A 20,638-nucleotide genomic window follows, 5' to 3' on the forward strand; every position below is an offset into this window, starting at 1 on the left:
CTGAGAGAACCTCAGTGCTAGGTGCGACGCTAACAGCCGGGACCAGGCACGGACAGGGCCGCGACCGAACTGTCCAGTTCGCGCAACTGGCGGCGAGATCAGGCGGTGGCGACCTTCGCGGCCAACCGGGACAGCGGATCCTGCAGCGCCTGCACCTGCTGCGAGATCGCGTTCGCGTCGGCCGCGCGGGTGGCGGCGTCGTAGGTGCGGTAGCCGCCGGGGGCGGAGGCGTCGCGGTAGGTGTTCAGGAGCGCGACGGTGCGGTCGAACTGCGTGCCGATCGTGGTCGTGACCGCCGGGTCGAGCTTCGCGAGCCCCGGCTTGAGGTAGGCGAACGCCTGCCTGGCGCCCTCGACGTTCGACGCGATGTCGACGAGGTCGGTGTGGCTGTAGGCGTCCTCCGTGCCGGTGACCTTCGACCGCTGGACCTCTTCGAGGAGGCCCGAGGCGCCGTTGGCGAGGTCCTCGGGGCGGTAGGAGAGCGACGACGCGAGGTCGCGGAGGGCGGTCACGTCGGCGACCAGGCCGTCCGCTGCGGCGACGGTGGACGCCGTGATCCTGCCCGCCTGGAACAGGTCGCGCTCGATGGCGTGGAAGCCGTGCCAGCCGACCTTCGGGTCGAGGTTCGTGGCGCGCATGTCGATGAGGTAGTCGAGGTTGCCGGCGTTGTCGGTGGGGGAGTAGCCCTTCTTGACGAACCCGTTCACGTCGCTCTCGATGTGCTCGTACGGGCCGCGCGCGTCGGCGCAGTCGATCTTCGCGCGGGCGAGGTCGCCGGCGTGGATGTCGTGCTGCAGGGTGGTCGACGCGGTGACGAGGCTGCCGATCTCGCCCGTGACGTACTGGGCGTAGCCCTTCGCTCCCTGACGCAGGAGGCCCGCGGTGCTCGTGTGCGAGGCGCCCGCGGCCGAGCCCGTCACCGTGAACGGCGTGAGCTCGCGGACCGCCCCGGGGCAGTAGAGCTGGTACGTTCCGCCGCCGAGCGTCACGGTGAAGGTCGCCGAGGCGAGCCCGGGCACGAGGTTCTCCTTCTCGCCGTAGATCCGCTGGTCCTGCAGCAGCTCGAACTCCGTGATCGCCGTCGACGACCGGTTGGTCACGGTGAACGTGACCGGCCCGGCGGCGACGCGGTTCGTCGACGCCGTGCAGCGATCCGAGCCGTCGTTCACCAGGGTCACCGAGACCTTCTGCACGCCGACGGCCGCCGACGCGGTGGTGGAGGGCGCAGGAGCCGAGGCGGTGCAGCCGGCCGCCGCGAGGAGGACGACCGTGCCCGCGGCGACCAGGGCGAGAGGGCGGCCGAGAGAGCGGGCGAGGGGGCGGCGGGCGAGGTCAGGCAGTGGCACGGTCGAGGCTCCTGGAGGTGCGTGGGGAGGACGGGCGGAACAGGGTGAGGGCGGCGAGGGCGAGCTGCGTGGCGGCCGCGATGCCGAGCGCGAGCGGCAGCCAGACGCGCCAGAGCGCCAGCTCGCTCCGGGCCGAATCGGCGGAGAGCGCCGCGGCCGCCCGATGGTCGACGCCCGTCGCCGACCAGGAGGTGCCCGGCAGCGAGTAGGTCCGGGACGACGTCAGACCGCCGCCGGACAGGGTCACGACGACCCGGTCGGAGCGGGACGCGTCGAGGAGCCCTCCGCCGACGGTCCACACGGTGCGGGCGGTGGTGACGGACCAGGCGGCGGTGAACGGGCCGGGCTCCTGCGTCGGACTGATTCCCACGGGGACGCGGCCGAAACGGCTCACGAGGTCGTCGACCGTGAGGGTCGCCGGGAGACCCTCTCCGGCGGAGTGCGAGACGGAACGCCAGCGGTCGGCGGCGACGCCGCGGTGGGAGTCGGCGGTGCGGGCGGACGAGGGGAGGCGGAGGGTCTCGGCGGCTCCTGCGCCCCCGGTCAGCGTGGCTGAGAGGCCGTGGTCGTCGGCCGAGACGAGGGTCAGGCGGCCGATCCCGGTGGTGCTCCGGACGGCGAGGGTGCCGTCGAGAGCGGTGGGTGCCGAGGGGACGGCGACGACGAGCGCCACGGCGGCGACGGCCAGACCGGCGGCGACGGCGAGCCGGATGCGCGGCACCGTCGACGGGCGCGGCCGGAGCCGCCGCGGCCAGAGCGTCAGGGCCAGCACCGGCACGAGGTAGAGGGCCCAGCCGAGCGCCTCGATCACCCGCGGGTCGGGCAGCACGCCCAGCAGGCCGTTCAGGACGGCGAAGCGGACCGACCCCGGCGGCACGAGCCAGGACAGGTCGACCGTCGTCTGCTGGCCGAGGGTCAGCCAGCCGGCCTCGTGCGCTCGCCGGAGCACCGTGACGACCAGCCCGGCCGCGACGAAGACGAGGAAGACGCCGGTGCCGACGAAGAACCGGCCGAGGTCGAGCCGGACCCCGCCCGTGTAGATGCCGAAGCCGATCGCGACCGCGACGGCGATCCCGACGACCGCACCGGCGGCGGCGAGCGCCGCGTTCGACGACGCCTGGAACGCCGCGAGCAGGAACACGCTCGTCTCGAAGCCCTCCTTGAGGATCGCGAGGAACGCCATGCCGGCGAGCCCCCACGCCGTGCCCCGCCCGAGGGCGCGCCGGGCGACGGTCTCGATGTCGTCGCGGAGGTTCCGCGAGTGCTTCCGCATCCACACCACCATCGCGGTGACGAAGGCGATCGCCACGACGCCGATGACCGCCTCCATGCCCTCCTGCTGCTGCTGGGGGAGCGCCTGCGCGACCACCTGGAGACCGACGCCGACCGCGATGCTGAGCGCGACCGAGGCGCCGACGCCGATCCACATCGGCCACAGCGGCACTCGATTGCGGCGGAGGAACGCGGCGATGATGCCGACGATGAGGGTGGCCTCGAGGCCTTCGCGCAGGCCGATGACGAGAGTCGCGATCACAGAAGTGAGGTAAGGCTGTCCTCACTCAGAAAGCTCTAAGAAGTGAGATCTCAGAGGTTTCTGAGAAGGCCTTCGCTCGACTTCGAGGTCGCACCCCCAGCCGACCAGGGAGATCACGTGCCCGTCATCCGTTCCGCCCTGCGGCGCGCCCGGCTCGCGCGCCGGGCCGTCCGCTACGAGGCCCTGGCGCGGTACCGCGCCCAGCCGATCCGCGCGGGCGAGGTCCTCTACGAGTCGTTCGCAGGATCCGGCGCCCTGTGCAACCCCGAGGCGATCTTCCGCGAGCTCCTCGCCGCCTCCGACCTGCCCGGCCTCCGTCACGTCTGGGTGCTCGCCGCCGGCGCCCACGAGGATCCGATCGTGGCGGAGTTCCGCGGCGACCCGCGCGTCCGCTTCGTGACCCGCGACTCCCTCCCGTACCTCCGGGCGGTGTCGACGGCCGAGTACCTGGTCAACAACGCGACGTTCCCGCACTGGTTCGCCAAGCGCCCCGGCCAGGTCTACGTCAACACCTGGCACGGCACGCCGCTGAAGACCATGGGCAACGACATGCCCGACGGCGGTCGCGAGGGCGGCAACACCCTCCGCAACTTCCTCCAGGCCGACTTCCTGCTCTCGCAGAACGCCTTCATGACCGACACGATGTACGCGTCGGCCTATCGCCTCCGCGGGCAGTTCGCCGGCCGCGTGATCGAGGAGGGCTACCCGCGGGTCGACCGGCAGGATCTGTCCGCCGCCGAGCACGACGCGGTCCTCGCCCGGCTCGAGTCCGCCGGGCTCCGCGTCCGCTCGCGGCGAGTGGTGCTGTACGCCCCGACGTGGCACGGCGACCGCTTCGCGGATCCTGCGGACGACGTCGCCGCTCTGCTCGACCGCGTCGAGCGCCTCCAGAGCCTCCTCGGCGAGGGCTTTGCGGTGCTCCTGAAGACGCATCAGATCCTGGAGCGGTACGTCTCGACGACCGCCGGGCTCGCCGCCGTGCTGGTGCCCTCGAACCTGCCCACCAACCTCGTGCTCGGCGTCACCGACACACTGATCACCGACTACTCCTCGATCTTCTTCGACTTCCTGGCGACGGGCCGCCGCATCGTGTTCCACGTGCCCGACGAGGAGGAGTACGACGCCGCGCGAGGCCGCTACTTCGGCGACGACGCGCTGCCCGGCCCGGTGACCGCCGACGTCGACGACCTCGCTCGGATGGTGGCGGCGGCGCCGGACGATCCGCGACTGCGAGCGGATGTGCGCGACGAGTGGCAGCGGCGCTTCACCCCGCACGGGCCGGGAGCCACGCGGCGCGTCGTCGACATCGTCTTCCGGCGCGATGCGGACGGGCATCGGGTGCGGGATCTATCGGCGCAGGAGAAGCCGTCGATCCTCATCCACGTCGGCAACCTCGCGTCGAACGGCATCACGGCGTCGGCGCTGAACCTCCTGCGCGCCCTGCCTCCCGAGCGATACGACGTGAGCGTCGCCTACACGCGGACCGCCTCGCGGCAGCAGGCGCACAACGCTCAGCAGATCCCGGCGCACGTGCGGCAGTTCCCGCGCGACGGCGGCATGAACGGCACCAAGTGGCGGCACGTGGTCCGGCGGCGTCGCTACGACCTGCGCGACGCCGCCGCCCACTCCGCCGAGCCCCGGCAGCGCGCGCTCTGGGACGACGAGTGGCGCCGCTGCTTCGGGTCGGCGAGCTTCGACGCCGTCGTCGACTTCTCGGGCTACAGCCCGTTCTGGGCGACGCTCCTGCTGCACTCGCCCGAGGCCCGGCGCACGATCTGGCTGCACAACGACATGGTCGCCGAGGTCGACCGGAAGGTCGGCGACCGCCGTCCGCTCGCGACGAGCCTGCCCTCCATCGCTGCGCTCTACCCGGAGTACGACCAGACCGTCGCCGTCTCGCCCGCCCTCGCCTCCATCAACTCCACGCGTCTTCCGGCGGAGGTGCTCCGCGGGCGCCCGATCCGCTCGGCTCTCAACCTGATCGACGCGAACCGGGTGCGGCGCCTGGCCGCGGCCCGTCCGTTCGAGAACGAGCCCGAGCCCGAGGGCGGCCGCCGCCCCGACTGGGTGCGGGCGCTCGAGCGACACGACGACGCCGTCTGGTTCGTGACCGTGGGCCGCTACACCCGCGAGAAGAACCAGGACCTCCTCGTCCGCGCGTTCGCCGAGGTGGCCCGCACCGACCCGCGCGTCCGACTCCTCGTGATCGGCCACGGCCCGCTCCGCGACGACCTCGAGGCCCTCGTCGACGAGCTGGGACTCGGCGGCATCGCGTTCATCACCGGCCCGCTCGACAACCCGTTCTCGGTGATGCGCTCGGCCGACTGCTTCGTGTTGTCGAGCTCGTACGAGGGTCAGCCGATGGTGCTCCTCGAAGCGGCCGTGGTCGGCCTGCCGATCATCTCGACCGACTTCGCGTCGATCCGCGACGCGCTGCCCGACGGAATGATCCACATCGTGCCGTCGGAGGTCGCCGCGCTCGCGACGGGCCTGCGGCTCTTCCTCGAGGGCAGGGTCACGCCCAGCCCGCTCGACACCCCGACCTACAACGCCCTGGCTCTCGCGCAGTTCGAGGCCGTCGCGCTCGGCCCGCGGCCGTCCGGCTCGCCGGCTCCGTCGAGCACCGGGGCGCAGGAGCCGACGTCACGCGTCGTCGAGATCGGCTGACCGGTCGTCGTACACCCGGTCGACGTCGGCGAGCACCGAGATGGCCTCGCGCACGGCGAATCCGAAGCCGAAGGCGACGATGCCGATACCGATCATGACGGACACGACGAAGACGCTCGAGTTCACGGTCGCTCCTCTCTGCTCTGCGCCCGATCGAGCCTGTGCTCGTTCGGGCTGACCGCAGAAGAGTGACCGACACGGACTCAGAAGCGTCTCAGATACGGCGCCGTGATCTCCCCGGTCAGTCTTCCGCGATTCTTAGAGGGCCTGCCCGAGGGTCGGGGCATGACCAATTCGACGAGCGCCGGACGCGACGTCCGCACCAGGCGCGCCGTGCCCCCGATGCTCCGACCGGGAACCGGCAGGAACGACTGGCTCGCCTTCGGAGTCGGCGCGATCGCCGTCGTCCTCGCCTTCGGGCTGATCCTCGCCCGGACCCCCGGCATGACGCGGATCGACATGTCGATCAGCGTCGCCCTCACCCGCCTGCACACCGGCGCCATCGGCGCGCTCGGGTCGGCGGTCTACAAGATCTTCAGCCCCGTCGAGGCGATCACCCTCACGGCGCTCATCGCCGTGGCGATCCTCGTCGTCTCGCGGAACCTCCGCCTGGCCGCGACCTTCGCCGCTCTCGTGGCGATCACCTGGATCCCCAGCGACATCGTCAAGATCCTGGTGCACCGGCTCCGCCCCGACGCCGACGAGCTGCCGCACCACCTCACGCCCATGCCGACCGACCCGTCGTACCCGAGCGGGCACATGGTATTCGTGACGACGCTGGTCATCGCCGTCGTCCTCCTGGCCCGGGGGAGCCGCTGGTCGGCCCTCGCCACGGGGCTCGGCGCCGTCGTGGTCGTCGTCGTCGCCCTCTGCCTGGTCACCGACGGGGTCCACTACGCGAGCGACGTGATCGCGTCGATCGTGTGGTCGCTCGGGGTGGCGCCGTTCGTGCTGGAGCTCTGGAACCGCTACGTGCTGCCGCGCACGTATCGGCTGTGAGCGAGACCGCCGGCCGGCTCCGGCTCCTGCTGATCGAGGACGACCCGGCCCTCGGCCCCCTGATCGAGGAGGTGCTGTCGGAGACGTACGACGTCGACCGGCGGGTCGACGGGCGCGACGGCCTCATCGCCGGCCTCGACCACGACTACGACGTCGTCGTGCTCGACCGCAGGCTGCCGTCGCTCGACGGCATCGCCGTGGTCCGCGCCCTCCGCAGGGGTCGGGTCGCCGTGCCGGTGCTCATGCTCACGGCCCTCGGAACCGTCCGCGACCGCGTCGAGGGGCTCGACGGGGGTGCCGACGACTACCTCGTCAAGCCGTTCGAGTTCGACGAGCTGCTGGCGCGGCTCCGGGCTCTCACCCGCTCGTTCGCGGACTCCGGCGTCCGCCTGCCGGTCGGCTCGTGGACCTTCACACCCGCCGACCGCATCCTCACCTCGCCGTACGGCGGCAGCGTCGTCCTCACCGACCGCGAGTCGGGCCTGCTCGCGGTGCTCGCCGCCGAGCCCGACCGCACCTTCTCGCGCGAGCACCTCCTGCGCGTCGTCTTCGCCGACAGCGAGCTGCCCGGCACCGTCGACACGTACGTGCACTACCTCCGCCGCAAGACCGAGCGCGACATCGTCCTCACCGTGCGCAACCGCGGCTACCGGCTCGGCGCGCTCTGACCCTCGTCGCGCTCCGACCTTCGTCGCGCTCGTCGCCCGTCAGGGCCGCCGCTCGAGCAGCACGCGCCGGTAGCTGTCGACGAGGCCTCGCGTCGCGGTCGGCCAGTCCCAGTCGAGGGCCAGGCCACGCGCCGCCGAGGCCAGATCGGTCTCACGCCCCGACTCCAGCAGGAGCCGCGCCGCCTCGACCGCGGCCGCAGGCTCCTCCGCGGGGAACAGCCGCGCCACCTCCCGCCCGCCGAGCAGCTCGACGCTGGCCGGCGACTCGGCCGCCACGATCGGCAGCCCGCTGGCGAGCGCCTCGAGAAGAACGAGGCCGAGCGTCTCCGTCGTCGACGAGAACACGAACAGGTCGGCGTCGGCGTACGCGCGCCAGAGGTCCTCGCCGGTGAGCGTGCCGAGGAACGTCGTCGGCGTGCCCTCGAAGACCGCGGCGAGCCGGTCGCGGTCGGGTCCGTCGCCGACGACGACGAGGTCGACGAGCCCGGAGGCGGCGAGGTCGTGAAGCCGGTGGAGCCCCTTCTCCCAGGCGAGCCGTCCGACCGAGAGGGCGACCGGGCGGTCGCCGGCGCGGGTCTCGCGGTGACGTCGTCGCGGGTCGAAGCGCTCGACGTCGACGCCGCGGCGCCAGGCGACCACGTGGCGGAATCCGTGGGCGGTCACGAGGGCGGCGGCGTGGGCGGAGGTGACGAGGGTGATCGAGGCTCTGCGGTGGATCCTGCGCATCCACCACCACACGAACCCCGAGAGGAACCCGAGCCGGTAGAACCTCGCGTAGGCGGCGAGATCGGTGTGGAACGACGCCACGAGGGGCAGATCGAGGCGGCGGGCGGCGCGGAGGCCGGCGAGGCCGAGCATCGCCGGCGTCACGAGGTGGACGATCTCCGGCTCGAACGCGGCGATCGCCCTCGTGACGCGCGGCAGCGGGAAGCCCCACGGCTCGCCGCCGTAGATGAACGGGATCGAGAAGCTCGGCACGCGCATCACGGAGAGGCCGTCCGGCAGCGGTACCTCGGCGGCCCCGCGGATCTCGGGCGCGACGACGAGCACCTCGTGGCCGTCGGCCAGGAGGCACTCGATCGTCATCGCCAGGCGGGTCACCACTCCGTTGACCGAAGGGGTCCAGGTCTCGGTGACGAAGGCGATCCTCACGTGTTCAGAGTGGCACAGCGTCAGCGCGGCACGGACTCGGCGGACAGGCGCGAAGGCCTGCGCCACAGCGAGGTGCTGGGGATCTTCGAGACGTCGACGCGGTCGGCGTTCCGGCGCACGATCTCGGTGACCTCCTCGAGGAGGCCGTCCGCGAGCCGGATCGGCTCGAGTCCGAGCTCGAGCAGGTGGTCGTTGGTGACCAGGAGCTCGTTCTCGGCCGCCTCCGTGCGCGGATTGTCGACGTTCTGGATCGTCGCCCCGGTGATCCGGGCGACGACCGCGGCGAGGTCGCGCACCCGGTGGGTCTCGGTCATCTGGTTCATGATCCGCACGCGCTCGCCGGCGGCGACCGGGTGCTCGACGGCCAGCCGGATGCACTGGACGCTGTTCTGGATGTGGATGAACGCCCGGGTCTGCCCGCCGGTGCCGTTCACGGTGAGCGGATGCCCGACGACGCCCTCGACCAGGAACCGGTTGAGCACGGTGCCGTAGTCGCCGTCGTAGTCGAAGCGATTGACGAGACGGTCGTCGCGGCGCGTCTCGGAGGTCTGCGTGCCCCAGACGATGCCCTGGTGCAGGTCGGTGATCCGGAGCCGGTCGACCCGGTTGTAGAACGCGAAGAGCAGCTGGTCGAGCGACTTCGTCATGTGATAGACGCTCCCCGGGCTCGTCGGGTACAGGATCTCCTGCGACACCGGCTCGCCGGTGGCGCCCTCGGTCGTCACCGTCAGGTAGCCCTCGGGCAGGGCGACGCCCGCGGTGCCGTAGCCGTAGACGCCCATCGTGCCCATGTGCACGACGTGCGGGTCGACGCCGCTCTCGACGATCGCCGCCAGGAGGTTGTGGGTGGCGTTGACGTTGTTGTCGACCGTGTAGCGCTTCGTGGCGGCCGACTTCATCGAGTACGGGGCGGCGCGCTGCTCGGCGAGGTGCACGACGGCGTCGGGCTCCTCCCGCAGGAGGATGTCGACGAGCCGGTCGAAGTCCTGGGCGACGTCGCAGGGTGCGAAGCGGATCTCGCGCCCGGTGACCTCGCGCCAGGCGGCGATGCGCTCCTCGATCGGACGGATCGGGGTGAGCGAGCCCACGCCGAGCTCGGTGTCGATCCTGCGCCGGGACAGGTTGTCGACGATGACGACGTCGTGGCCCGCGGCCGACAGCTCGAGGGCGGTGGGCCAGCCGATGAAGCCGTCGCCGCCGAGGATCAGTGTTCTCATTGCAGTCCCTCCAGGGGTGTCGAAGCAGGGTGCAGCGGCCGGTCGGCCGTCGCCACGGGGGTTCGTCGGGCGAGCTGTGTGACCGCGACCGCGACGGCGCAGGCCGCGACGACCTCGCCGGCGACGGCCCACGGCCCTGCCTGCAGACGGTCGCCGAACGCGATCGCGCCGATCGCGGTCGCCACGAGCGGGTCGGCCAGGGTCCAGGGCGGCAGCACCGCCGAGAGCGGGCCGGCCTGGTATGCGGCCTGGTTGAGCACGACCGCCACAGCGCCCACCGCGACCATGATCAGGCCCGCCAGGATCCAGGTGGCCGGGTTGCTCCCGGCCGTCACCTGCGCCAGCACCAGCTTCAGCAGCGGCGCCACCATGCCGTAGGCGATGCCCGATGCCAGACCGAACAGCGAGGCGCGGTACCGGGGCAGGGCGACGCCGCCGACCAGGACCGCGAGCGCGCCGAGCACCGCCGCCCCGGTCAGGCACGCGGCGAGCAGGGGCACGGACGGCAGCGCCCGACCGGCCGACGGCATCGCCAGCACGAGGAATCCGCCGAGCCCGGCGACGAGCAGCGCCGCCCACGACCACTCGACGGCGCTCGGCCGACGGTGCTCGAGCAGGGCCGAGGCCGGCAGGGCGAAGAGCACGGCGGACACGAGGATCGGCTGGACGACGCCCAGCTGCGCGCCGTCCAGAGCCACCGCGTGCAACACGAGCGCTGCTCCTGCGGCCGCGAAGCCGGCGAGCCAGACCGGCCGGTGCAGGAGGTGCCACAGGAGACCGAGGCGGAGCCCGGTGCCCTCGGGGCCGCGCTTCGCGGTGCCGTGCTGCAGCACGTTGGAGAGCGCGGCGCAGGCCGACGACGCGAGGGCCGCGACGATGGCGAGGCCGACCGACATCGCACCTCCACACGCCCTCCGGTGCCCCGCGCGAGATCGCGACGGGACCTTGCCGGTCGCTGCCATGCCACCAGCGGCGATCCCAGAAGCGGCTAAGAATGACAGGCCGCTCACGACCATGGTCCTCCGGCTTCTTAACGGAATCTGAGTGCCCGGTCGCCACCCTCGTCCTCGCCCCGGCGCAGTGCCGGAGCGACCACCGGAGCACAGAGGCAGTCGTGACGCAGATCCTTCAGACGGCCGCAGTCGGGACCTCCCGCGCGACGGGTCTCCGCCGCTACCGGCAGGTGCTGTGGCTGCTGACCAAGCGCGACCTCAAGGTCCGCTACACGACGAGCGTGCTCGGCTACGTGTGGTCGATCCTCGACCCGCTGCTCATGTCGCTGATCTACTACTTCGTCTTCACGAAGGTGTTCCACCGCAGTGTCGGCGAGGACCCGTACATCGTGTTCCTCCTGAGCGCGCTGCTGCCGTGGCAGTGGTTCAGCAACTCGGTCTCCGACAGCACGAAGGCGTTCATCACCGACGCGAAGCTCGTGCGGTCGACGAAGATCCCGCGGACCATCTGGGTGAACCGGATCGTCGCGTCGAAGGGCATCGAGTTCGTCCTGAGCATCCCGGTGCTGGCGTTCTTCGCGCTGGGATCGCACGCCGCGGTTCACTGGCAGATCGTCCTCTTCCCGGTGGCGGTGGTGCTCCAGATGGTGCTGATCACCGGCCTCAGCCTGATCATCGCCCCGCTCGTCGTCTTCTTCCGCGACCTCGAGCGCGCGGTGCGCCTGATCCTGCGGTTCCTCTTCTACGCCACGCCGATCATCTACTCGTCGAAGAGCCTGCCCCGCGAGTTCCGGCCGGTGATGGCCTTCAACCCCCTCGCCGGCATCTTCGACGTCTACCGGGCCACGTTCTTCCCGCAGGAGCTCATCAAGAAGGAGGCCGTCGTCGGCGCCGTCGTGTGCTTCGTGGTCCTGGGCGTGGGGCTCGTGGTGTTCCGCCTGTGCGAGCGCGCCGTGCTGAAGGAGATCTGATGGGCGCAGGATCAGCGCGTCGCGTCCTCCAGCTCACGCCGCCGCGCGAGGTCGCCTTCCTCGTCCGACGCCTCGCCGCCGAGCGTCGGGCGGTTCCGGTACTCGCGCCAGGTGAGGAGCACGATGATCGCGTCGAAGATCGTGAGGGCGAGCAGGCCCCAGCCGAAGTTCACGACGAGCTCGTACGACTGGTAGGCGATGAACGCGATGAGCACGCCGATCGCCCAGGGGTAGATGCGGTAGCGGTGCGTCGCGACGGCGAGCAGCAGGCCGATCTTCACGACCCCGTGGACGATGAGGTAGACCGCGGCGAAGGTCACGGCCGACGCCGTGAGTCCGCCGACGAAGTCGACGAGCCAGAGCGAGAGGGCGTCGTCGGGATCCTGACTGAGTCGCTGCTGCGTGAGGAACGTCGCCCAGCCCTGCAGGGCCTGCGGGCTGACGAGCGTGAGCAGGATGCCCGCGAGGACCTCGCCGATCCCGTACACGCCCTTGGCGACGACGCCCCAGCGGAACACGAGGTGGAGCAGGCCCGACTCGGTCGTCGGGGTGCCTGTGCGCGTCATCCTGCCCACCTCTCGTCTCGGAGCACCAGGCTCGCGTGGCCGCGCCCAGATTTGTGTAAGAAGCGTTCGCGTTCGTGTAAGAACCGGTAGGCGCGGCCGGCGGCACCGACCGTTCACCGAGTGGTCACGCGACAGCCATTCTCGGCCCGAGTTCGTTCCATACAGTTTCTAACGCTCGTTAGAAGCCAGGAACAACACTCAGCGCGAAGGATGAAACATGACTGCCCGATCCCGCATCGCCGCCCTCGGAGTCCTCGCCGTGGCGGCCGCCGCCCTGACCGGATGCACGGCGGCGGCTCACGGAACGACCACCGCGTCGACGGCCGCCACGAGCGCCGCGAAGGAGCCGCTCACGCTCTACGCCGCCGTCGCCTACGACGCGATGGTCTCGAAGGCGTTCACGGCCAAGACCGGGATCCCGGTGAAGGTCGTCGACGACAGCACCGGCCCGCTCCTCACCAAGATCGCCGCCGAGAAGAACAACCCGCAGTGGTCGCTGTTCTGGGCCGACGGCGCCACGGCGTACGCGTCGCTCGACCAGCAGGGCCTGCTCGGCTCGTACACGCCCTCGGCGTCGTACGACGCGGTCGGGAAGTCGGTCGTGCCGGCCGACCACAGCTACACGCCCACCGGTGTCACGCTCGTGCCGGGGCTCATCTACAACTCGGCCAAGATCTCGGCGCCGACCAGCTACGACGACCTCCTGTCGTCGACCTTCAAAAACCAGGGCGGTATGAACGACCCGGCGCAGTCCGGGCCCACCTATCCGCTCATCGCGGGCCTGATGAACCAGTTCGGCGGCGAGAAGAACGGCGTCGCCAAGGGCGAGGCGTACCTCTCGAAGCTCAAGGCGAACGGCATCAAGGTGTACCCGACGAACGGCGACACCCTGCACGCCCTCGAGACCGGCCAGATCAACTACGGCCTCATCCAGAGCTCCGCCGCCCTCGGCGAGGTGCTGACCGCCAAGACGAGCGCGACGTTCAAGCCGAAGGTGGTCTACCTCTCGAAGTCGACGCTGCTTCCGGCGAACCTCGCGATGTCGAAGAGCCTCGACGCCGTGCAGAAGAAGGAGGCCGGCGAGTACATCGACTTCGCGCTGTCGTCGCAGGGCCAGGCGCTCATGCAGAAGGCCGACCCGGCCGGCGACTCGCTGTTCTACCCGATCGTCTCGGGCGGCACCCCGCTGCCCGGCATGACGGCGTTCCCGACCGCGTACCAGACGATCGACCCGAAGTTCTGGGGTCCGCTCCAGGGCCAGGTCACGACCTGGTTCGACTCGAACGTCAAATGATCGCCCTCGCGACGCCGCGTGACGCGGCCGCCTCCCTCGCCGGAGAGGCCCTGACCGACTCCCCGGAGGCGGCCGCGCGCCGGCTGCCGCGTCGGCGGCGTCGCGTCAGCGCCCTCACCGTCTTCTGGGTCGTCATCGTCGCGATCCTGGTGCTGCCCATCGCGCTCTTCCTCGCCGTCGCGTTCAGCCCGGCGCTCCTGAGTCAGGGCCCGCAGTGGTTCACCCTCGACGCGTTCCGCCAGGCCCTCACCGGGCAGCTGCTCACAGGCGTCGTCGACTCGCTCGGCGTCGGCGTCTCGACGGCGGTGCTGTCGGCGGCGATCGGGTTCGCGCTGGCGTGGCTTGTGCTGCGGACGAACGCTCCGGGCCGCAGGATCGCGACGGGGCTCGTCTTCGCGCTGCTCCTGGCGCCCTCGTACCTCATCGCCCTCGGCTGGGAGCGTCTGCTCGAGCCGAACGGCGTCCTCGCCGTGCTGGGCGTGCCCGACGCCGGCCTGCGAGCGACGATCTACGGCCCGGTCGGAGTCGTCGTCGTGCTCACCATGAAGGGCATTCCGTTCGCGTTCCTCGCCATCGCGAACGCGGTCCGCGGCCTGGGCGACGAGTTCCAGGACGCCCTCCGGGTGCACGGGGGCGGTCGCGCGGCCGCCCTGCGCCTGAACGTCGCGATGCTGGCTCCGGCGATCTGGGCGGCGCTCGCGATCGTGTTCGCCGAGTCGGTGAGCGACTTCGGCGTTGCGTCGACGCTGGCGAACGACTCGCACTTCGTCGTCGCGACCTACACGCTCTACACGGCCGTCGAGGCGTTCCCGGTCGACTTCCCGGTGGCGTCGGCGGTCAGCTGGGTGCTCCTCGTGCTCGTCGCGCTCGCGCTCCTGGCGCAGGGGCGCGCGCTCCGCGGGCGCAGCTTCCGCGTGCTCGGGGGCCGCTCGCGGCCGGCGTCGCGTGCTCGGCTCGGCGTGCCAGGCGCCCTGACCGCCGCGCTCTTCGTCGGGGTGGTGGCCGTAGTGGGCGTGGGCGTCCCAGCGTTCGGCGCCGTCTCGGCCTCGCTCATCTCGAACCTCGGGTCGCTCGGGGCGCACAGCGTCACGCTCGGCAACTACACGCGGGTGCTCACCAGCCCCGACCTCCTCGGCCCGCTGAAGTACTCGGCGATCCTGGCCACCGTGACCGCCAGCGTGACGGTGGTCATGGCGACCGTGTGCGCGCGGCTCCTCGCCGCCTCGGGAGCGACCGCGAGCGGCAGGATCCTCGACCTCGTCCTACTCGGCGCCGTGGCCCTGCCTGGCATCGTCTTCGCCGCCGGCTACATCTTCGCCTACAACCTGCCGCTCACGAACGCCCTCGGGATCCACCTCTACGGCACCACGACGCTCCTGGTCCTCGCCTACATCGCGACCGCGCTGCCGTCGACGTCGCGCGTCCTCGTCGGCACGATGGGCCAGCTGCAGGAGTCGATGACGCACGCGTCCCGGGTTCACGGCAGCGGCGCCGCCCGCGCCTGGGCCACCATCGTGCTGCCGATCGTCTCCCGCCCGCTCCTGTCGGCCTGGCTGCTCACCTTCACCGCGACGCTCCTGGAGCTGCCGGTGTCGCAGCTGCTCGCGCCCGCCGGAACCCAGCCGGTCTCGGTCGGGATCGACGTCGCGCTCGGCAAGTACGACTTCGGCGGCGCGACCGCCATGGAGGTGCTCGCCATCCTGTTCGCCCTCGCCGTCGTCGGCGCCGGCTACGCCCTCTACCGCCTCGCCGCACCCGTCGGCTGGCGCACCCTCGGAAAGGCCCGGTGACCGCATGACCCTCCTCGACCGACGAACCGCAGCCGCACCCCGTGACGGAGGCGGCCACGAGGTGGTCGTGCGCGGCGCCACCAAGCGCTACGGCCGCGCCACGGCGCTCGACGGCGTCGACCTGGAGATCGAGCCGGGCCGGTTCATGGTGCTCCTCGGGCCGTCCGGCTCGGGCAAGACCACTCTGCTGCGGGGCATCGCCGGCATCGAGGCCTTCGACGACGGCACCGTCCACTTCGGCGACACGCCCATCAGCTCGGGGCGCACGAGCGTCCCCGCCGAGCGCCGCGACGTCGCCATGGTCTTCCAGGACTACGCGCTCTGGCCGCACATGACGGTGGCGCAGAACGTCGAGTACGCGCTCCGGAGGCGCTCCCTGCAGGGTTCCGCGCGGCGCAGCCTGGCGGCGACCGCACTCGAACGCGTCGGCCTCGACGGCCTCGGGGCGCGCTATCCGCACGAGCTCTCCGGCGGCCAGCAGCAGCGCGTCGCGCTGGCCCGCGCCGTGGTCGCCGAGCCCGCGCTGCTGCTGTTCGACGAGCCGCTGTCGAATCTCGACGCCGACCTCCGCGAGCGGCTCCGGGTGGAGATCTCGACCCTGGCTCGGTCGTCCGGCGCGACGTCGCTCTACATCACCCACGACCAGTCGGAGGCGTTCGCGCTCGCCGACGAGATCGCCGTGCTGCGCGACGGCCGAGTGGTGCAGCGCGGCACGCCGGAAGAGGTCTACCGGCACCCGGTGAACCCGTTCGTCGCGGGATTCACCGGCCTCGCGGGCGCGGTCGAGGGGACGGTCACCGGGGTCGCGGGGCCGTACGCGGTCGTGCGGGTGGGCGACGACGAGATCCTGGCGCGGCCCGGCCTCCTCGACGGGGTGAGCGGCGACGTCCGGATCCTGGTGCGCCCGACGGCCACCCGACTCGTCTCCGGCGACGCCCCCGAGGCGAGCGGGCATCTGGCCGGGCGCGTCGTCGACATCGCCTTCCGCGGCCGGGGTTACGACCACGTCGTCGAGACCGCTCACGGTCGACTCGCCGGCGTCTTCGCGGAGCGCTCCTGGCGTCGCGACGTGGGGTGCCGCATCGCGCTCGACCCGGACGGCTGCCTCGCCTTCCCCGCCTGACGACCGTCACACAAGAACCTAACGACTGTTAGAATCATTCGCGAACACGATCACTCACTCTGGAGGAGCCCATGAGCGCGAACGACATCGCCCTCTTCGTCGCCGTCTTTCTCGCCTGCGTCGTCGAGGCCGTCGAAGCGACGACCATCGTCCTGGCCGCCGGCACGAGCCGCAGCTGGCGCTCGGCCACGCAGGGCGTGATCGCCGGCGTCGTGCTCCTCGCGGTGGTCGTCGCCGTCGTGGGGCCGGCGATCCAGCTGCTGCCCCTCGACGTGCTGCGCGTCGTGGTGGGCGGGCTCCTGCTCGTCTTCGGCCTGCAGTGGCTGCGGAAGGCCGTCAACCGGTCGAGCGGCTACAAGCCGCTGCACGACGAGGCCGAGATCTACCGCAAGCAGCTCGACGCCGCCCGTGCCGCGCAGAACACCTCGAAGCTCTTCGTGAGCGACTGGTACGCGTTCACCCTGTCGTTCAAGGGCGTCGTGCTCGAGGGCCTCGAGGTCGTCTTCATCGTCCTCACCTTCGGCACGAACCAGAAGAACATCCCGGTGGCCGTCCTCGCCGCCGCGGTCGCGGTCGTCGTGGTGGTGCTGCTCGGCATCGCCGTGCGCGGGCCGCTCTCGCGCGTGCCCGAGAACACCATGAAGTTCGTCGTGGGCATCATGCTCACCTCGTTCGGCATCTTCTGGGGTGCCGAGGGCGCCGGAGCAGCGTGGCCGGGTGCCGACCTCTCCCTCCTGGTGATCGCGCCGAGCGTCGCCGTCTTCTGCCTGATCCTCGTCTTCGCCATGAGCGCGTACCGCCGCTCGAAGGGCATCCCCGCCGCCGGCGAGAAGAGCCCGGCCGCCGCGGCGTCCGCGGCCCCGGCCACCACGGTCGCGGGGGAGGGCCCGGTGGGCGGGGGCAGCCCGGCGGCGACCGCCACGGCGACGGTGACCGCGGCTCCTGCGACCACGGCCGCACCCGCGACGACGGCGCGGCGGGGCCTCGGCTCGCGCCTGGCCGCGATCGGCCTCTTCCTCTACGACTTCGTCATCGGCGACGACTGGCAGGTCGCGGCGGGCGTGGCGATCGGGCTGATCGTGACGGCTCTCGTGGCACCGGCCTGGGCGGGCGCGTTCCTCATCACGGCGCTCGTCGCGGCGGCGCTCCTGCCCTACAGCATCCGGCGCGCGCTGCGCTGACCGGGGCGACGCCGCGCGGGCGGGGCGTCAGTGGCCCTCGGGCTCCTCGGCGTAGACCCGTGCGGCGTACTCCTCGAGCGCGTCGGTGCACTTCTGCAGCGCCGCCTCGGCCTCGGCTCGCCCGGGGGCGCCGAACTCGTCGCGCGAGCGCACCTTCTCCAGCCAGTTGACCAGCTTGGTGTGGTCGACCTCGTTCTCCTCGAGCTCGGCGTACGTGAAGTGGTTCTTCGTGTACTCCTTCTCGATCTCGGCGAGGAATCCGGTGCAGCGGTCGACTATCTCGTCGTACTCGTCGGTGCGGGCGGCCTGGTAGGTGTCGAGGATGCTCGACTCGCCCACCAAGACACTGCTGCTCAGGAGCGAGGCCGTGCCCGACATCTCGAGGATCTCGTGGCGGAGCTTCCGCAGCGCGCGCTCGGCGGCGAGGCTCTTCGGGAGGGCTGCGACGGAGTTCTGCAGGTAGATCGCGCCGAGCGCCTTGAGCCGCCGCCACACCGTCGCGCGCAGGCGGGTGGGCTCGGACGGGATCCGGTACACCAGCACCAGCCACTCGCTGCTGGAGGGGGAGGAGGCCTCGGTGGTGGGGGAGTCGTCTGCCACAGTCGAAGTCTAGGCTTCCCGGCCCGATCGCCCGCGCCGGGTCACTGTGTCCAGAGCCCCAGGACGAACTGGTGCGTGTTGAAGAACAGCAGCAGGATGCTCGCGGCGAGCCCGGCGCGGAAGACCCAGCGCCTGCTCGGATGGTCGCGGTACGAGGCGACGGTCATCGTCAGCGGGAAGAGCAGCAGGCTCTCGCGCGACAGCGAGAGGTAGGTCGTGCTCGTCATGAGCGAGGCGAGGGTCGACCCGACGAGGATCACGGCGCCCCACCGCCGACGCCTCGCCAGCACGACGAGGCCCGCCAGGCACAGGATCGCGAACACCACCTCGAGCAGAGCCTGCGCCCGGAGAGGCGACGACCGTGCCGGGTCGAGCGCGGTCCTGAGCGTCTCGAGCCCCGACACCCACGGCACGGTGAACCGGCGATGCCAGCCGTGGCGCTCGGCGGTGAGCCAGGAGAGCGGGTCGCCGGTGACGGCGGCAAGGTAGACGAAGTAGCCGACGAGCGTCGAGAGCGACAGCGCGACGACCCCGACGGCGCGGAGGACGGCTCGGCGGGTGAGGCGACCGTGCTCCTGCAGTACCACCACGCCGAGCGCGACGGCGAGGAAGACGCCGTCGATGCGCGTGAGCGACGCGCCCGCCGCGAGGAGTCCGGCGGCCCACCAGCGGCCGCGCAGCGCGTGGTACCAGGCGAACACGGCGAACGCGAGGAAGAGCGACTCCGAGTACGACGCGGCGAGGAACACCGAGTAGGGCCCGGCCAGCAGGAGCACGACGGCGCCCGCGGCGACGCGCGGACCGAAGCGGTCCTCCGTGATGCGCCAGAGGCCAACCCCGGCGACGAACGACGGGATGGCGGCGGCGAGCCACAGCCCCACCAGCAGGTGCGGAACGGTCGGGCCCTGCCCCGGGAAGAGCACGAGGGTCGCGAGGCGGCCGGCCAGCGGGTAGCCGGGGAGGAACGCCTGGAGGTCGGGCGGGTCGGCGGCGGCGAAGTAGCCGTTGTGGGCGATCTCGAGGAAGTACGAGCTGTCCCAGTGGTACAGCAAAGTGAAGAACGAGTGCGGCACCGCCGGCTGAACCGGCACCGCCGTGCTCGTCGAGGTCACCACGAGCGAGTAGACCGTGAGCACGAGCCGGACGACGACCCAGATCGCGGCCGTCCCGAGGAGCGCGGGGCGCCACGACACACGCGCGAGCGACGGGGGCGGGGACGCGCGACGCGATCCGTCGAGCCTCGGTGCGCCGCGATCGAGCCCGGCCCCGTCGAGCGCGGTCACGCCGCCACCGTCGTGCGGTCGGCGGGGGCCGACGAGCGGGGTTCGAGGGCACCGGCGTGCGGAGCGGGCTCCTGCGCCCTGCCGCCCCGGAGGGTGTCGGTGAGGGCGAGAGCGACGATCACGACGAGCGAGACGACGCGGACGACTCCGTCGACCCCGGAGGGCAGGAGGTAGCTCGCTGCGGTGACGCCCACGCCCGCGACGATAGTCCCGGCCGGGAGACGGCGGCGCGCGGCACACGACGCGTCGAGGGCCAGGACCCCGAGGCCGAGGCCGGAGTCGTAGTAGTGGTACGTGGCCGGGTCGAGCAGCATCCGGACGGCCACGAGCAGCACCAATACAGAGGCCCAGCGTCGCCGCCACGCGGCCACGGCGATCAGGGCCGTCGCCCCGCCCAGTTGCAGGGGGCGATCCCACGGCGGAGTGACGGCCGGGTGCGAGCCGAACATCGCGAGCCCCGAGTTCTTCGCGACGGGGATCGCGAACGAGAAGATGCGGAGGGTGCCGACGTCGGCGACGAGGAACGGCAGCCAGGCCGAGGCCACGACGACCGCGACCGCGACCGCGGCCCGTGCGCGACTCTCCGGCCGGACCGCGAGCAGGAGGGCGACGAGCGGAAGCGCCCAGGGCTTGAAGTCGATCGCGATGCCGACCAGGGCGAGGGCTGCGACGTCACGCCGTCGTCTCGCCAGCGCGATCGCGGCGATCCCCGCGCCGAGGGCCAGGGCGTCGTCGAGGTGGGCGTAGTGCACGGCGACCTCGGTCCAGAGCATCGCGGCGCCGAGGGCGGCGACCGTCGTCGAGCGGTCGCCGGGGAACACGCCGCCCGTGCCCGGAGACGGTGAGTCGGCGATGTCGAGGGCGAGCAGGATCGCGCCGAGACCCGCCGCGAGCATCGTGACCACGGCCGCCGCCGCTCCTGCGCCTCCCGGGAGCGCGACCGAGAACAGCCCGCCGACGACGAAGGTCAGCGGCCCCATCTGCAGGTCGGGTGCCGTGGCATAGAGGTGGAGGCCGGACGGCGACCAGAGCAGCCGAGAGCCCTGCACGATGAAGTGCCAGGAGAAGAGGGCCGTGCCGCACAGGTGCAGCAGCGTGCCGATCAGCAGGGCCGCGCCGACGGAGAGCCGGCGGTGCGCGCTCGCGAGGTCGAGGAGGCGTCCGAGGCGGGCGGAGATCATCCTCCACGGGTACGCGAGCGCCTCACAGATGCGGCTCAGATGCGGGCCTCCGGGCGGCCTCTGGGCCTTTCCCCAGGGTGCCGGACGGCCTTAGAGGTTTCTGCGGCGCCGCC

Annotated in this window: 18 protein-coding genes; 8 read left to right on the top strand and 10 right to left on the bottom strand. The window is 71.8% G+C overall.

The window, feature by feature from the left end; genetic code table 11:
• Positions 1 to 98: 98 nt before the first annotated feature.
• Both efeO and efeU read right to left on the bottom strand, forming a co-directional pair.
• Positions 99 to 1,346, bottom strand: coding sequence for an iron uptake system protein EfeO (efeO, locus tag C8E83_RS02125; RefSeq protein ID WP_245981357.1), 1,248 nt, complete (start codon positions 1,344 to 1,346; stop codon positions 99 to 101).
• Positions 1,333 to 2,880, bottom strand: a complete 1,548-nt coding sequence (gene efeU / locus C8E83_RS02130) for an iron uptake transporter permease EfeU (protein WP_121368213.1) — start codon at positions 2,878 to 2,880, stop codon at positions 1,333 to 1,335. The genes efeO and efeU overlap by 14 nt, the downstream gene beginning before the upstream one ends.
• Positions 2,881 to 2,997: 117 nt before the next feature.
• Between efeU and C8E83_RS02135 the strand changes: the two genes are divergently transcribed.
• On the top strand, positions 2,998 to 5,547 hold the full coding sequence (locus C8E83_RS02135) for a glycosyltransferase (RefSeq protein ID WP_170159815.1): 2,550 nt from the start codon (positions 2,998 to 3,000) through the stop codon (positions 5,545 to 5,547).
• Here C8E83_RS02135 and C8E83_RS19370 read toward each other — a convergent pair.
• Positions 5,524 to 5,673 carry a hypothetical protein gene (locus tag C8E83_RS19370; protein WP_170159816.1) on the bottom strand — a complete coding sequence of 50 codons (150 nt, stop codon included), beginning with the start codon at positions 5,671 to 5,673 and terminating at the stop codon, positions 5,524 to 5,526. The two genes, C8E83_RS02135 and C8E83_RS19370, sit on opposite strands and share 24 nt — an antisense overlap.
• Before the next feature lie 159 nt (positions 5,674 to 5,832).
• Between C8E83_RS19370 and C8E83_RS02140 the strand changes: the two genes are divergently transcribed.
• The gene (locus C8E83_RS02140; RefSeq protein WP_121368215.1) at positions 5,833 to 6,546 is read left to right on the top strand and encodes a phosphatase PAP2 family protein; all 714 of its coding nucleotides are present in this window, start codon (positions 5,833 to 5,835) and stop codon (positions 6,544 to 6,546) included.
• Positions 6,543 to 7,214 (top strand): response regulator transcription factor, encoded by a 672-nt coding sequence (locus C8E83_RS02145; RefSeq protein WP_121368216.1) that lies wholly within the window; start codon positions 6,543 to 6,545, stop codon positions 7,212 to 7,214. Before C8E83_RS02140 ends, C8E83_RS02145 begins: the two co-directional genes overlap by 4 nt.
• Positions 7,215 to 7,253: 39 nt before the next feature.
• Here the strand turns inward: C8E83_RS02145 and C8E83_RS02150 are convergent, their stop codons facing one another.
• Genes C8E83_RS02150 through C8E83_RS02160 form a run of 3 tightly spaced genes read right to left on the bottom strand, consistent with a single transcriptional unit; the run spans position 7,254 to position 10,479 of the window.
• A complete protein-coding gene (locus C8E83_RS02150; RefSeq protein WP_147430051.1) occupies positions 7,254 to 8,366 on the bottom strand; it encodes a glycosyltransferase family 4 protein in 1,113 nt (370 codons plus the stop codon).
• A gap of 20 nt (positions 8,367 to 8,386) precedes the next feature.
• Positions 8,387 to 9,583: an NAD-dependent epimerase/dehydratase family protein gene (locus C8E83_RS02155; protein WP_121368218.1), complete on the bottom strand. Its 1,197-nt coding sequence runs from the start codon at positions 9,581 to 9,583 to the stop codon at positions 8,387 to 8,389.
• Complete coding sequence (locus tag C8E83_RS02160) at positions 9,580 to 10,479, bottom strand: DMT family transporter (protein WP_121368219.1); 900 nt, start codon at positions 10,477 to 10,479, stop codon at positions 9,580 to 9,582. Before C8E83_RS02160 ends, C8E83_RS02155 begins: the two co-directional genes overlap by 4 nt.
• 227 nt (positions 10,480 to 10,706) lie before the next feature.
• Here C8E83_RS02160 and C8E83_RS02165 point away from each other — a divergent pair, with 227 nt between their 5' ends.
• Entirely contained in the window at positions 10,707 to 11,507 is an 801-nt protein-coding gene (locus C8E83_RS02165; RefSeq protein WP_245981858.1) for an ABC transporter permease, read from the top strand.
• An 11-nt stretch (positions 11,508 to 11,518) separates the two neighbouring features.
• On the opposite strand, the gene C8E83_RS02170 is transcribed toward C8E83_RS02165, so the two are convergent.
• Positions 11,519 to 12,073 (bottom strand): DUF2127 domain-containing protein, encoded by a 555-nt coding sequence (locus C8E83_RS02170; RefSeq protein WP_121368221.1) that lies wholly within the window; start codon positions 12,071 to 12,073, stop codon positions 11,519 to 11,521.
• 217 nt (positions 12,074 to 12,290) lie between these two features.
• Here C8E83_RS02170 and C8E83_RS02175 point away from each other — a divergent pair, with 217 nt between their 5' ends.
• From C8E83_RS02175 to C8E83_RS19720, 4 genes are all read left to right on the top strand, one after another.
• Positions 12,291 to 13,367, top strand: a complete 1,077-nt coding sequence (locus tag C8E83_RS02175; RefSeq protein WP_121368222.1) for an ABC transporter substrate-binding protein — start codon at positions 12,291 to 12,293, stop codon at positions 13,365 to 13,367.
• Positions 13,364 to 15,157 carry an ABC transporter permease gene (locus tag C8E83_RS02180; protein ID WP_121368223.1) on the top strand — a complete coding sequence of 598 codons (1,794 nt, stop codon included), beginning with the start codon at positions 13,364 to 13,366 and terminating at the stop codon, positions 15,155 to 15,157. Before C8E83_RS02175 ends, C8E83_RS02180 begins: the two co-directional genes overlap by 4 nt.
• A 4-nt stretch (positions 15,158 to 15,161) precedes the next feature.
• Positions 15,162 to 16,280, top strand: a complete 1,119-nt coding sequence (locus C8E83_RS02185; RefSeq protein WP_121368224.1) for an ABC transporter ATP-binding protein — start codon at positions 15,162 to 15,164, stop codon at positions 16,278 to 16,280.
• A 71-nt stretch (positions 16,281 to 16,351) separates the two neighbouring features.
• Complete coding sequence (locus tag C8E83_RS19720; protein WP_211331644.1) at positions 16,352 to 17,461, top strand: COG4280 domain-containing protein; 1,110 nt, start codon at positions 16,352 to 16,354, stop codon at positions 17,459 to 17,461.
• A gap of 27 nt (positions 17,462 to 17,488) precedes the next feature.
• Here the strand turns inward: C8E83_RS19720 and C8E83_RS02195 are convergent, their stop codons facing one another.
• From C8E83_RS02195 to C8E83_RS19375, 3 genes are read right to left on the bottom strand one after another with little or no spacing between them, the layout of a single operon-like run.
• Positions 17,489 to 18,061, bottom strand: a complete 573-nt coding sequence (locus tag C8E83_RS02195; protein ID WP_121368225.1) for a Chromate resistance protein ChrB — start codon at positions 18,059 to 18,061, stop codon at positions 17,489 to 17,491.
• Positions 18,062 to 18,102: 41 nt separating this feature from the next.
• Positions 18,103 to 19,344 carry a mannosyltransferase family protein gene (locus C8E83_RS02200; protein ID WP_170159817.1) on the bottom strand — a complete coding sequence of 414 codons (1,242 nt, stop codon included), beginning with the start codon at positions 19,342 to 19,344 and terminating at the stop codon, positions 18,103 to 18,105.
• Complete coding sequence (locus C8E83_RS19375) at positions 19,341 to 20,525, bottom strand: hypothetical protein (RefSeq protein ID WP_170159818.1); 1,185 nt, start codon at positions 20,523 to 20,525, stop codon at positions 19,341 to 19,343. The genes C8E83_RS02200 and C8E83_RS19375 overlap by 4 nt, the downstream gene beginning before the upstream one ends.
• Between the last annotated feature and the right edge of the window lie 113 nt (positions 20,526 to 20,638).

Source organism: Frondihabitans australicus, from assembly GCF_003634555.1.
Taxonomy (GTDB): Bacteria; Actinomycetota; Actinomycetes; order Actinomycetales; family Microbacteriaceae; genus Frondihabitans; species Frondihabitans australicus.

Bases quoted from the DNA above. Each gene is read 5' to 3' on its own strand.
- C8E83_RS02140 (WP_121368215.1), top strand. From the start codon at position 5,833: ATGACCAATTCGACGAGCGCCGGACGCGACGTCCGCACCAGGCGCGCC.
- C8E83_RS02155 (WP_121368218.1), bottom strand. From the start codon at position 9,583: ATGAGAACACTGATCCTCGGCGGCGACGGCTTCATCGGCTGGCCCACC.
- C8E83_RS02160 (WP_121368219.1), bottom strand. From the start codon at position 10,479: ATGTCGGTCGGCCTCGCCATCGTCGCGGCCCTCGCGTCGTCGGCCTGC.
- C8E83_RS02170 (WP_121368221.1), bottom strand. From the start codon at position 12,073: ATGACGCGCACAGGCACCCCGACGACCGAGTCGGGCCTGCTCCACCTC.
- C8E83_RS02175 (WP_121368222.1), top strand. From the start codon at position 12,291: ATGACTGCCCGATCCCGCATCGCCGCCCTCGGAGTCCTCGCCGTGGCG.
- C8E83_RS02180 (WP_121368223.1), top strand. From the start codon at position 13,364: ATGATCGCCCTCGCGACGCCGCGTGACGCGGCCGCCTCCCTCGCCGGA.
- C8E83_RS02185 (WP_121368224.1), top strand. From the start codon at position 15,162: ATGACCCTCCTCGACCGACGAACCGCAGCCGCACCCCGTGACGGAGGC.
- C8E83_RS19720 (WP_211331644.1), top strand. From the start codon at position 16,352: ATGAGCGCGAACGACATCGCCCTCTTCGTCGCCGTCTTTCTCGCCTGC.
- C8E83_RS19375 (WP_170159818.1), bottom strand. From the start codon at position 20,525: ATGATCTCCGCCCGCCTCGGACGCCTCCTCGACCTCGCGAGCGCGCAC.